The organism is Paraburkholderia sp. (assembly GCF_035501035.1).
Lineage (GTDB): Bacteria > Pseudomonadota > Gammaproteobacteria > Burkholderiales > Burkholderiaceae > Paraburkholderia.
Map to the genome: position 1 here is coordinate 1 of NZ_DATJWR010000059.1, position 12,164 is coordinate 12,164.

Consider the following 12,164-nt stretch of genomic DNA (forward strand, 5'->3'; position numbering starts at 1 on the left):
GCCCCGCACAGGGGCAACGCCTGCATACCGACACGAAAACAAGAAAACCCCAAACCGCGCTACTCACACGGCCATTTCCGGCGGCGCCTGCCGGAAGCATCGCGTGATCCAGCCGAGGTACACGAGGCCGAGCACGAACCAGATCACGCCGAGCACAATCGCGGTCTTTTCGAGGCTGCACAGCAACCAGATGTCGGTCACGGCACCAATCAGCGGAAACACCACACCACCGACGAAGCCGAAGCCGCGCGTACCCGCCGCGCCGCTGAAGTACTGGCGAATCACGCAAAGATTCACAGAGGTAAACGCGAGGAACGCGCCGAAATTGATGAACGAGGTGGAAGTGGCCACATCGAGCTTCAGCGCGATCAAACCGATAGCACCGGCAATCGCGATGTTGATCGTAGGCGTGCGAAAACGCGGGTGAATGAAGCCGAAGATCGACTTGGGCAGCACTTCATCGCGGCCCATTGCATAGAGCAGACGCCCCACGCTAGCCTGCGCCGAGATGCCCGAGGCGAACTGCGCGAGGATCAGCCCGGCGAGGAAGATCGTCACGAAGATATCGCCACCCACCTTGCGCGCGATTTCGAACGCGGCCGAATCCGGGTCCTTGAATACGGCGCCCGGGTGAGCGAGCTGCAGCGTGTACGCGGCGATCACGAAGATCGCGCCGCCCACCAGCGCGATCAGCAGGATGGCACGCGGAATGTTCTTCTCGGGCTCGATGGTTTCTTCGGTGAGCGTGGAAACGGCGTCGAAGCCGAGGTACGAGTACGCGGCAATCGCGGCGCCGGCCATCGTCGCCGAGAGCGGCACGTGCGGCTGGAAGAACGGCTGCGCCGTGATGAGGCCGCCAGGGCCGGCAGCTGCCGCGGCATAGTGCAGGCACAGCACGACGAACATCGCGGTAATGCCGAGCTGCACGATCATCAGCACGATGTTGAATCGCGCAGCCAGCTCGATGCCAATGATGTTCAGTCCGCTCGTGAGCACGATGAACGCGACGATCCAGATCCACGTGGGCACGCTCGGGAATGCGGCGCCCAGGTAGGCCGCGCCGATCAACCAGATCACCATCGGCAGGAAGAAGTAGTCGAGCAGCGTGGCCCAACCGATCATGAAGCCCAGGTGCGCGTTGAAGCTCTTGCGCGTGTACGTGTAGGCGGAACCGGCCACGGGAAAGAGGCGTGCGAGCTTGCCGTAGCTGAGCGCCGTGAACACGATCGCGATCAGTGCGATGAGGTAGGCGAGTGCGGCGGTGTCCTGGCTTGCGCCGGCGAGCACGCCGTAGGTGCCGTAGACGATCAGCGGTGCCATGTAGGCGAGGCCAAACAGGAGCACGGACGGCAGGCCGAGCGTGCGCTTCAGATGAGGTTCGTGAGTGCCGCGTTCATGCGACGGCGTGGCGGGCTTCATGGTGCAGTTGTCTCCAGGGTGCTGCGGATGGGGCATGCATGAGCCGGCCGGCCACGCCGTGAGGCGAGGCCATGCCATCCCATGCGGATGCTTGCGGTGCGCGTTGGCGTGTGTTTTTCGCGCGCCGTCGACGTACCGTTGACGTGACTTTGACTTGCCTTTAGCGCGTGCGCGGGCGGATGTTCAGCGAGCGGCGTCCGTTGGCGTCGTTTTCGTCGAGGAGATCGAGCGCAACGCGGGCGTCGTGCAGATAGCTGTAGTGCTCGCGGCTTTGCGCGAGCAGCGCGCGGTCCACCTTCGCGTGCAGCACCGCGTCTTCATCCTTGAGCTCGCAGAGCACGTCGCCGAACGGGCTCACGAGCGCCGTTTCGCCGGGGAACGTGAGGTTGTCGTCGCCGCTGCCGATGCGGTTCACGAGCGCGGCGAACATCTGGTTCTCCATCGCGCGGGCCACGATGGCGCGGCGATGCACAGGGCCGAATGGGTCCATGTTGCCGTTCGTGACGACGAGCATTTCCGCGCCCAGCGAGGCCACGGCGCGCGCCGTTTCGGGAAACTCGATGTCGTAGCAGATCAGGAGGCCAACGGTCATGCCCTTGAATTCGCATACTTCGAAGCGGTCGCCCGGCGTGAACACGCCAACGTCCGTGGCCCACAGGTGCGTCTTGCGGTAGCGCAGCGCGATGTCGCCGCGTTCGTCGATCAGGACCGTTGTGTTGTAGAAGCGATCGCCTTCGCGCTCGGCGAGGCCGACGGCCACGCCCACGTTCGCGGCGCGCGCGGCGTCGCGAACTTTCGAGAGCGAGGGGCCATCGAGCGCTTCGGCCACGTCGCGCACGTTCTCGCGCGTGGGAAAGCCGGTGAGCGTGGCCTCGGGGAACACGATCAGATCGCTGCCTTCGCGGCGCTTGCCGATCGCGTCGAGAACGCGGGCCAGATTGGGGGCGACTGCGCCGTCCACGAGCGGGATCTGCGCGAGTTCGAGTTGCATGCTTGTCTCCTATGTCGCCTGCGTTTGTCGCCTACGTTGAATCGCTTGCGAATGTGCCTGCGGGGTTGCAGGTTCGTCGGGCGCTGCGGGCGGCGAGGCTTACGTACTATGAAAGGGACGAAAGCGGTACCGCACGAGCGTCAGGAGCGGCTATTATCTCCACGTTATTTTTGTCCAGGAATTACCCACCAGGGGTACCCTGATCGGAGGACTCATGGAACCCGACTGGCAGGACCGCGCGTTCCATCACCATATCGCGACGCTGATCGACGCCCTCGACGGCCCCGATTTCTGGACCCGCATGACGCGCGTGATCGAGCGCTTCGTCGCGTTCGACAACTGGTGCGCGCTCGTCTTCACGCGCGATCGCGCGCCGCTCGTCTGCGCCGAGTCGCCCATGCCCGACGGCACCGTGGATCTCTTGTTCCGCGCGTATCTCGAGGCGATGTACCAGCTCGATCCGTTCTACATCAATGCGTGCGAAAAGCCGCGCGCGGGGCTCGTCACGCTCGCCGAAGTCGCGCCCGACAACTTCCGCATGACGGACTACTATCAGCGCTATTTCAAGAGCAACATCATCGGCGACGAGATGCAGTTCAACTTGCCGATCGATGGCGAGCGCACGCTGATTTTCTCAATCGGCGCAAGGCACCATTACACGGAGCGCGACATCGCGCAGTGCGCGATGTTTGCGCCTTGGGTGGTGGCGCTCATGAAGCAGCGGCTCGCATACGAACATTTCGAAGAGAGCGTGGCGACGGCGCTGGCGTCGGACCTGCCCGAAGCCGAAAGCGCCGCGCCCGAGAGTCAGCTCAATGAAGCGGGCTTCGTGAGCCGCATCGAGGCGGTCACGCAGCAAAGCGGACGCGTGCCGCTCACGGCGCGCGAGATCGAAGTGGTGCGGCTGAGCCTGAGCGGTTTTTCCACGCGCGCGATCGCGGAGCGGCTCGAAATCTCGTTCGAGACCGTGCGGGCGCACAAGAAGCATATCTACGCAAAGCTCGGCGTGAGTTCGCAGTCGGAACTGTTCGCGCTGTTCTACGAGCCGCTCGGGCGCGCGGGGGCCTGAGCGCGTCGCGGGCCGCCCACTGCGCGCCCGCGACGCTCTCAGGCCCGCTTCAGAATTCGATCAGCGCGAAGTCTTCCTTGCCCACGTCGCAGAGCGGGCAGCGCCAGTCGTCGGGCACGTCGGCCCAGCGCGTGCCGGGGGCGAGGCCGTCATCCGGAGCGCCGGCCGCCTCGTCGTAGACCCAACCGCAGATCACGCAGACCCATTGCTTGAAGCCGTCGTCGGTGCCGGCGGCGGGCGATGTGGCGGCGGGCGCGGCTTGATCCGCTGCGCTCGCGCGCGACGTGTCGAGCGCAACGACGAGCGGCGCCGCGGTCGTTTCGCGCGCAGCGAGCTTCGTTTGCAGCGTATCGAGCAGCGCGGCGGCTTCGTCGGCGGTGAGGTCGATCCAGTATGGATCGCCAGCGCCGTCATTCAGGCGTTCGGGAGAGAACTGGATTTCGAGGGCGACGCCTTTCTTGTACATAAGCGAAAACGGTTTGCGTTGCGTCCCGGACGCGCTGCGCTCAGAGGAAGTACCGGAAGAGCAGCGAGGCCGCGATGCCGGCTGCGCCGATCAGCGCGAGCAACTGCAGCAGGGTGATGGACTTGCGCGAAGGCGGGTTGGCCGGAGCAGCGGGACGGGTGGTGGTGTTCATAGGCGTGTGAAGTTGCGGCGAAGGGCGCTGGCGCGTGCCAACGCGGGTTTCGTTCTCGATCGTGCCCCGCAATACCAGCATGGCGAGGGAGCGCGGCGGGGGAGTTTCGCACGATTTCGCGTCGACGGGGGCGTTTGCGCGCCGGCTGCGCGCACGCGCCGCAGGATTTCCCGTGTGTGCCCACTGCGTTTAGCCGGAGGCGACCTTCGCTGCACTGCGGCCCTGATTATCGCCGCTAACGCGCGCTGGATTCCCGACCGGGCGGAGATGGTTTATTTCGCGCGCGTTGAGAGAGCCATGCGCTCAAGGCCGCTCAAGCATGCAGCCAGCGTCGCTCGATATACGAAAACAGCCAGCAGACCGGGACCGCGCACGCCATGCCGATGGCGACCTCGGCCACCCGAAAGAGCGCGATGTCCCATACGGGGCCGTTCGTGGGCACGAGCAGGACAATGGTCGTCGTGATCGCGCCGAGACGCGCGGCGCTGCTCACGCTCAGGCACCAGCAGCCGATGATCACCACGCTCACGGCCACGAGATAGGCTACGAGATTCTCCGGGCCGAGCGTAGCCGTGGCGAGCCCCACCGCGCCGCCCGCAATCGCGCCAACGAACTGGTCGCGCGACTGCGCAAGCGTATCGGCGTAATCGTGCTGGGTTACGGCAATGGCCGTGATGGCGGCCCAGAATGCCTGTTGCGTGTGGAGCGCGTGGCCGATGCTGTACGCGAGGCCCGCGCTGCACACGGCGCGCAGCGCCATGAGCGTGCCCTGCGCGGCGCGGCTCTTGAGCGGCAGGCGCTTGAGCGCGGTAAGCGCCGACTGCTGGAGCGACGTGAGGTAGGCGAAGAGGTTGTCTTGCGGGTCGTGCATCGCGCGTGATCGATCGTAAGGAGAACGTGAGGAATGGCGGCCCCGCCATGATCGGGCGAACCGGCACGGGCGTGCCGCCAAGGATATCAAGGCGGGTCTGCGTTGTGGGCCGTGTGCGTCTCGTCGGGCAGGCAATGCGTGCGCAGCTGCCTGGCCGCGTGGCGCAGGTCGCGTTCGACCGCGCGCCGCACGCCTTCGGCATCGCGGCGCTTGAGACGGCGCATGAGCGCTTCGTGCGCGCTGTTGAGTGTGTGAGCGAAGCCGTCGTCGTCGAACAGCAGATTCGAGATCGGCCCCACCTGGAGCCACACCGTTTCGATCAGATCCACGAGCAGCGGCGAACCGCTCGCGCGATAGAGCAGCAGATGGAAGTCCTCGTTGGCGTCGAGATAGCGTGCGCGCTTGTTCTGCGCGAGCGCCTCGGCCATGTGTGCGCACAGCGCATCGAGCCGCGCAATTTCGTCGGCGGCGATGCGCGTGACGGCAAGCGATGCCGCTTCGCCTTCGAGCATCACGCGCACATTGAGGATGTCGTCGAACTGCGCGCGCGTGAGTTGCGGGACCACCACGCCGCGATTGGGCAGATTCACGAGCGCCGATTCGCCGGCGAGTCGCACGAGCGCCGCGCGCACCGGCATCTCACCCACGCCCAGTTGCCCGGCCAGCGCATGGATGCGCAGGCGCTCGCCTGGCACGAAGCGCCCGAGACTCAGCCAGCGCCGCAGCGTCGCGTAGGTCTCGTCTTGCAGCGATTGATGCGCGCGCGTTTTCATCGCGGCTCGCCTGGCTCGCCCGCGTCGGCTAGTTCGCTCAAGCAGGCATCGAATGCGGCGAGCAGACGGTCGACGTCGGCTTCGGTCGTCTCGGGGCACACGAGCATCATGTTGTGGAACGGCGTGATGAGCACGCCGCGATTGAGCAGATAGAGATGCACGAGGTGCTCCAGTTCGTCGTCCATGGCCGCGCGCGCTTCGCTGCCGTTGCGCGGCGGCGCCGAGCAGAACTGGAATTCGGTGCGCGCGCCCACGCGCGTCACGCACCACGGCAACGCGTGTCGCTCGATCGTTGCCGCAAGGCCGTTCGCGAGACGGCCAGCCAGCGCGAACATGTGCGCGTAGGCTGCTTCGGTCATCACCTCGCCAAGCGTCGCGCGCATCGCGCTCATGGAAAGCGCGTTTGCGGTGAGCGTCGTGCCGATGCCCGAGTGGCCCGGGGGCGCATCGTGCTTCGCCTGTTGCGCGCGCGCCGCGAATTCGGCCGAGAAACCGTAGACGGCGCACGGCACGCCACCGCCCACCGGCTTGCCGAGCACGAAGAGATCGGCCTCGATGTCGTGCTCGCGCGCATAGCCGCGCGGGCCGCTGCTGATCGTATGCGTCTCGTCGATGAGGAGCAGCGTGCCGTGCCGCTTCATGAGCGCCTGCGCTTCGCGCCAGAAGCCGGGCTCGGGCAGCACCATGCCGACATTCGTCATCGCGGGCTCGGCGAGCACGCAGGCGACTTCGTTATCGGCGAGCGCGCGCTCGAGCGCTTCGAGATCGTTGAATTCGACTACGCGTGTGGTTGGCAGCAGGTCGTGCACCTGGCCCAGCAGGCTCGCGCGCTGCGTGGGTTGGCCGTCGACGAGATCGACGAACACGTCGTCGACGGTGCCGTGATAGCAGCCGTTGAACACCACGATCGTGCGCCGCCCGGTGGCCGCGCGCGCCCAGCGCACGGCGAAGCGGTTCGCGTCGCTGGCGGTCATCGCGAACTGCCAGTAGGGCAGGCCGAAGCGCTGCGCGAGCGCTTCGCCCACCGCCACGGCATCTTCGCCCGGCAGCATGGTGGTGAAGCCGCGTTGCGCCTGGGCCGCGAGCGTGCGCGCCACGGGCTGCGGCGCGTGGCCGAACATCGCGCCCGTGTCGCCGAGGCAGAAGTCGGCGTAGCGATGGCCGTCCACGTCGGTGAAGGTCGCGCCGCGCGCGGCGTCCACATAGAGCGAGAAGGGCGTGGACCAGTCGTTCATCCAGTGCAGCGGCACGCCGAACAGCAGATGCTGCGCCGCTTGCGCCGACAACGCCCGCGACTTCGGGCGGGCGGCGATGAAGGCTTCACGTTCGCGGGCCAGAACGCGCTGCGCGCGGTTCCAGTTCACGCCTTGACGGCTCTGCATGGGTGTCTCCATCCTGTGAATTTGATCAAATCTTCGCATGAGCGAATGTCGAAGTAAATTTGATCAAATTCCCGATTGCGAAAAAAAAGCGCGATGCCTGCGAGCATCGCGCCTTTGCGCCAGTGGGAATCAGGATGAATCCCGGGCGGCGAACCTCACTTCCCGTCGATCGAGAACCGGCCCGGTCCCGTCACTGCGAGGGCGAGCAGGCCGCCTGCAATGCTGACGTTCTTGTAGAAGTTGATCATGTTCGCCATCTGATCCGCGCCGGTCATGTTCCAGAAGTGATGGCCGATGATCGCCGTCCCGACGGTGTAGAGCGCGAGCAGCACGGCGAGCGGCCGCGTATAGAAGCCGACGAGAATCAGAATGCCGACCACGAGCTCCATGATCACGGCGATGGCCGCCGAGAGCATCGGCACGGGCGCGCCTACGTGCGCCATGTAGTCGACGGTGCCCGAAAAGCCGGTGACCTTGGACCAGCCGAACAGCACGAACAGGGCGGCAAGCAGAATGCGCGAGACCAGTAGCACGGCGCTGTTGCCCGGCCCGAACAGGTTGTATCGCATGGTTTCTCTCCGGAGTAGTTTCAATTCGTTCAGTGGATTGGAGTTCGCGCTGGCCGGGCGGCGGCTCGCCTTGACTGGACAGGCCGCCGCGCTCCGGTCTGCGCCTCGGTGATGACTGGCGCTACCGCCAGCCAGGACCCGGTCAGGACCAGAGTTCCGACACCTCGATATTACGCAGATCGAACACGAGGACCTCTGCATCGTGTCCGTCGGTGAAGCTCAGCTCGCGCTCCGTGCGGATGCGCGCGCCATCGCCTTCGCCTAGCTCGACGCCGTTGAGCTTCACGCTGCCGCGCGCCACGTGAACGTAGGCATGGCGGTCCGCGCCGATCTCGAGCTTCGCGGTTTCCGCGCCGTCGAAGCGGCCCGCATAGACGCGTGCGTCCTGGCGCAGCAGCAGCGAGTCGTCGGCGCCGTCCGGCGAGAGCACGAGCCGCAGCTTGCCGCGCTTGTCGGCATCGGCAACGTTCTTTTGCTGGTAGCGCGGCTGCGCGCCTTTCACGTTCGGCGCAATCCAGATCTGCAGGAAGTGCACCGGCTCGTTGGCCGAGTGGTTGTACTCGCTGTGCGCGACGCCGGTGCCGGCGCTCATCAGCTGCACGTCGCCGGGGACGATCACCGAGCCCGTGCCCATCGAATCCTTGTGCTCGAGCGCGCCTTCCAGCACGTACGAGAAGATTTCCATGTCGCGGTGCGGGTGCTTGCCGAAGCCGCGCGCGGGGGCCACGCGGTCGTCGTTGATCACGAGCAGGTCCGAAAAGCCGATCTGCTTCGGATCGTAGTAATTCGCAAACGAGAACGTGTGACGCGAGCTGAGCCAGCCATGTTCGCCGCGGCCGCGTTGGTCTGCCTTGCGAAGTTCGATCATTTCGTCTCTCCGTTGGGTGTTCGGTTGGGATGGACGTCAGTTTAGGTCAATTAAATCGATTTGAATCACCGTAAAATACGACTCACTGTCACATTCAAGTGGACAATTGGAATGCAACTCGACGACATGCGGATCTTCGTGAACACCGTGGATGCGGGCAATTTCACGGCGGCGGCGCACCGGCTGCGGCTTTCGAAGCAGTTCGTGAGCCGGCGCGTGGCGGCGCTCGAGGCGGATCTCGGGGCGCGACTGCTCGTGCGCAACACGCGCAAGCTGGCGGTGACCGATCTCGGGCAGGAGTTCTACGAGCGCGCGAAGCGCATCCTCGCGGACGTGGGCGAGGCCGAGCGGGCCATGTCGGACCGGCGCAGCGAGCCGCGCGGCCTCCTGAAAGTGAGCGCGCCTATGTCGTTCGGCATGGCGCATCTCTCGCCGCTGGTGGCGGAATTTCTGAGCGCGCATCCGGATGTTCGCTTCGACATGGACCTGAGCGATCGCAACGTCGACGTGATCGGTGAGGGCTTCGACATGGCGCTGCGCATTGGCCGCCTCGCCGATTCGACGCTGGTTGCGCAAAAGCTCATCGACGTGCGCATGATCGCCTGCTGCAGCCCCGGCTACCGGCGTCGGCACCATGCGCCGCAAACGCCCGCCGATCTCGCCCGGCACGCCTGCCTGCCCTACGGGCAGCAGGGCCGCGCGCCTTGGGAGTTCATCGTCGACGGCGTGCGCACGGCGTTCGAGGTGCACGGGCCGCTGCGCGCCAACAACGGCGAGGTGATCCGCGATGCGGCCATCGCCGGGCTCGGCATCTGCTATCTGCCGGACTTCATCGTGGCGGGATCCGTGGATGCGGGGCTGCTCGTCGAGGTGCTCGAGCCGTTCATGCCGCCGCCCAATGCGCTGCACGCGCTGTATCCGCTGCATCGTGAAGCTTCCGTGACGATTCGGGCGTTCACGCAATATCTGCGCGAGCGCCTCGCGGCGCGTGCAGCAACCGCGCGCGGTGGAGCGCTTTGACGCAGCAATGTCGCAGCTCTTGTGCAAAGGCCGTTGCGCCTTCATCTAAGCGACGGCGCCCGGCGCGCGCGTTGGTGGCTCAAGGCAGATGCAGCTTCGCGGAACCGTTGCGCGCTGCTGCGATCACATCGGATGCTGCGGTCTTCGGCCTCGCATATGCACCACGAACGAGCGGGCATGTGAGGCGCAATGTCGCAGTTTCGTTGTATGCTCACCGCCCCGAGGGTTGCTCGGGCCGCTTGAAGCGGGCGCGGATCGCCGTACTGGCGGGCTTTGAAGCTTTCAATGGGGCCCGATAGGCAGGGTTAATACCCGCGATCAAAGCAACCAATTTTTCAAACGGACGCGGTTCCCGTAACCTTCGTCCATACCTTTTCCACCCCAGAGCGAGGAATCACCGCATGTCTCTCATCAACACGCAAGTCAAGCCGTTCAAAGCCACCGCTTACCACAATGGCAAGTTCGTTCCGGTTTCGGAAGAGAACTTCAAGGGCAAGTGGTCGGTCGTCGTGTTCTACCCGGCTGACTTCACGTTCGTGTGCCCGACGGAACTCGGCGACCTGGCCGACCAGTACGCTGAATTCCAGAAGCTGGGCGTCGAGGTCTACGGCGTGTCGACCGACACGCACTTCACGCACAAGGCATGGCACGACACGTCGGACACGATCGCCAAGATCAAGTACCCGCTCGTCGGCGACCCGACCGGCGCAATCACGCGTAACTTCGACGTCATGATCGAAGAAGAAGGCCTCGCGCTGCGCGGCACGTTCGTGATCAACCCGGAAGGCGAAATCAAGCTGTGCGAAATCCACGACAACGGCATTGGCCGTGACGCGAAGGAACTGCTGCGCAAAGTGCAAGCTGCCCAGTACGTCGCATCGCACCCGGGCGAAGTGTGCCCCGCCAAGTGGACGCCGGGCGCAGAAACGCTGAAGCCGTCGCTCGACCTCGTCGGCAAGATCTAAGCGTTGCATGATCCATGCGATCGCCCTGGTCGCATGACGCTGAAACCGATATAAGCAGTAAATCAAAGCTGTAAATCCGGGCCGCACCCTTGCGGCGGCGGCCCGGACGCATCATCGATGCATTCTCTTCGCATTCCCCCCGCTTCTTCTCTTGCCGGAAAACGCCATGCTCGACGCAAATCTCAAGACCCAACTGAAAAGCTACCTCGAAAAAGTCACGCAGTCGATCGAGATCGTTGCGTTCCTGGATGACGGCGAGAAGTCGCAGGAACTGCAGCAATTGCTGCAGGACATCGCACCGCTCTCGGAGAGCATCACGCTCGAAGAACGCCGTGGCGCCGCAACGGGCGACGCGCGTACCCCTTCGTTCGAGATCCGGCGCGCGAACTCCGACGTCAAGGTGACGTTCGCGGGCATTCCGATGGGCCATGAATTCACGTCGCTCGTGCTCGCGCTGCTGCAGGTGGGCGGCTACCCGGTCAAGCTCGAGAACGAAGTGATCGAACAGGTGCGCGGCCTCGACGGCGTATTCTCGTTCGAAGTCTATATGTCGCTGTCGTGCCAGAACTGCCCGGAAGTCGTGCAGTCGATCAACGCGATGGCCAGCCTCAACCCGAACGTCAAGATCGTCACGATCGACGGCGCCCTGTTCCAGGACGAAGTCGAGAAGCGGCAGATCATGGCCGTGCCGACCATTTACCTGAACGGCGAAGTGTTCGGTCAGGGCCGCATGGGTGTCGAGGAGATTCTCGCGAAGCTCGACACCGGCGCGTCGTCGCGTGCGGCCGAGAAGCTGAACCAGAAGGACATTTTCGACATGCTCATCGTCGGCGGCGGCCCCGCGGGCGCGGCAGCTGCGATCTACGCGGCGCGCAAGGGCATTCGCACCGGCGTGCTCGCCGAGCGCTTCGGCGGCCAGGTGCTCGACACGATGGCCATCGAGAACTTCGTCTCGGTGCAGGAAACGGAAGGGCCGAAGTTCGCGGCGGCGCTCGAGCAGCACGTGCGTGCGTATGACGTCGACATCATGAACCTGCAGCGTGCCGAAGCGGTCGTGCCCACGGGCAACGGCTTCGAAGTGCGCACCGCGAGCGGCGCGACGCTGCGCGCGAAGAGCGTGGTTCTCGCAACGGGCGCTCGCTGGCGCAACGTTGACGTGCCGGGCGAGCAGGAATATCGCAACAAGGGCGTGGCGTACTGCCCGCACTGCGACGGCCCGCTCTTCAAGGGCAAGCGCGTTGCGGTGATTGGCGGCGGCAATTCGGGCGTGGAAGCGGCGATCGACCTGGCGGGTATCGTGAGCCATGTCACGCTGCTCGAATTCGGCGCGCAACTGCGCGCGGACGAAGTGCTGCAACGCAAGCTGCGCAGCCTGCGGAACGTCACGGTGCACGTGAACGCGCAAACCACGGAGATTGCCGGCGACGGCCAGAAGGTCACGGGTCTCGCGTACCTCGAACGCACGACGGGCGATAAACATCATGTCGAACTCGATGGCGTGTTCGTGCAGATCGGCCTCGTGCCCAACACCGAGTTCCTCAAGGGCACGGTGGCGCTTTCGAAGCACGGCGAGATCGAAGTGGACGCGAAGGGCCAGAC

At 65.1% G+C, this 12,164-nt stretch carries 13 protein-coding genes; 4 read left to right on the forward strand and 9 right to left on the reverse strand.

The window, feature by feature from the left end; genetic code table 11:
• Positions 1 to 63: 63 nt before the first annotated feature.
• Together VMJ11_RS03635 and VMJ11_RS03640 are read right to left on the reverse strand one after the other, a co-directional pair.
• The gene (locus tag VMJ11_RS03635; RefSeq protein WP_325616988.1) at positions 64 to 1,419 is read right to left on the reverse strand and encodes an APC family permease; all 1,356 of its coding nucleotides are present in this window, start codon (positions 1,417 to 1,419) and stop codon (positions 64 to 66) included.
• Between the two features lie 160 nt (positions 1,420 to 1,579).
• On the reverse strand, positions 1,580 to 2,410 hold the full coding sequence (locus tag VMJ11_RS03640) for a carbon-nitrogen hydrolase family protein (RefSeq protein ID WP_325616990.1): 831 nt from the start codon (positions 2,408 to 2,410) through the stop codon (positions 1,580 to 1,582).
• Positions 2,411 to 2,624: 214 nt separating this feature from the next.
• Between VMJ11_RS03640 and VMJ11_RS03645 the strand changes: the two genes are divergently transcribed.
• Complete coding sequence (locus VMJ11_RS03645; RefSeq protein ID WP_325616992.1) at positions 2,625 to 3,479, forward strand: helix-turn-helix transcriptional regulator; 855 nt, start codon at positions 2,625 to 2,627, stop codon at positions 3,477 to 3,479.
• 49 nt (positions 3,480 to 3,528) lie between these two features.
• Here VMJ11_RS03645 and VMJ11_RS03650 read toward each other — a convergent pair whose 3' ends face one another.
• From VMJ11_RS03650 to VMJ11_RS03680, 7 genes are all read right to left on the reverse strand, one after another.
• On the reverse strand, positions 3,529 to 3,945 hold the full coding sequence (locus VMJ11_RS03650; protein WP_325616994.1) for a rubredoxin: 417 nt from the start codon (positions 3,943 to 3,945) through the stop codon (positions 3,529 to 3,531).
• A 40-nt stretch (positions 3,946 to 3,985) separates the two neighbouring features.
• The gene (locus tag VMJ11_RS03655) at positions 3,986 to 4,117 is read right to left on the reverse strand and encodes a hypothetical protein (RefSeq protein WP_325616996.1); all 132 of its coding nucleotides are present in this window, start codon (positions 4,115 to 4,117) and stop codon (positions 3,986 to 3,988) included.
• 313 nt (positions 4,118 to 4,430) lie between these two features.
• Positions 4,431 to 4,988, reverse strand: a complete 558-nt coding sequence (locus tag VMJ11_RS03660; RefSeq protein WP_325616998.1) for an FUSC family protein — start codon at positions 4,986 to 4,988, stop codon at positions 4,431 to 4,433.
• Positions 4,989 to 5,074: 86 nt separating this feature from the next.
• Entirely contained in the window at positions 5,075 to 5,761 is a 687-nt protein-coding gene (locus VMJ11_RS03665; RefSeq protein WP_325617000.1) for a GntR family transcriptional regulator, read from the reverse strand.
• A complete protein-coding gene (locus VMJ11_RS03670; RefSeq protein ID WP_325617002.1) occupies positions 5,758 to 7,143 on the reverse strand; it encodes an aspartate aminotransferase family protein in 1,386 nt (461 codons plus the stop codon). Before VMJ11_RS03670 ends, VMJ11_RS03665 begins: the two co-directional genes overlap by 4 nt.
• Before the next feature lie 155 nt (positions 7,144 to 7,298).
• Positions 7,299 to 7,712, reverse strand: coding sequence for a DoxX family protein (locus tag VMJ11_RS03675; protein ID WP_325617004.1), 414 nt, complete (start codon positions 7,710 to 7,712; stop codon positions 7,299 to 7,301).
• Between the two features lie 142 nt (positions 7,713 to 7,854).
• On the reverse strand, positions 7,855 to 8,580 hold the full coding sequence (locus VMJ11_RS03680) for a pirin family protein (RefSeq protein ID WP_325617006.1): 726 nt from the start codon (positions 8,578 to 8,580) through the stop codon (positions 7,855 to 7,857).
• A gap of 111 nt (positions 8,581 to 8,691) precedes the next feature.
• On the opposite strand from VMJ11_RS03680, the gene VMJ11_RS03685 reads away from it, so the two are divergent.
• The 3 genes from VMJ11_RS03685 to ahpF all read left to right on the forward strand — a co-directional run.
• Positions 8,692 to 9,600 (forward strand): LysR family transcriptional regulator, encoded by a 909-nt coding sequence (locus VMJ11_RS03685; protein ID WP_325617008.1) that lies wholly within the window; start codon positions 8,692 to 8,694, stop codon positions 9,598 to 9,600.
• A 401-nt stretch (positions 9,601 to 10,001) separates the two neighbouring features.
• Positions 10,002 to 10,565 (forward strand): alkyl hydroperoxide reductase subunit C, encoded by a 564-nt coding sequence (gene ahpC / locus VMJ11_RS03690; RefSeq protein ID WP_201697325.1) that lies wholly within the window; start codon positions 10,002 to 10,004, stop codon positions 10,563 to 10,565.
• Between the two features lie 166 nt (positions 10,566 to 10,731).
• Positions 10,732 to 12,164, forward strand: a 1,433-nt coding sequence (ahpF, locus tag VMJ11_RS03695) for an alkyl hydroperoxide reductase subunit F (protein ID WP_325617013.1), incomplete at its 3' end; no start/stop codon positions are given.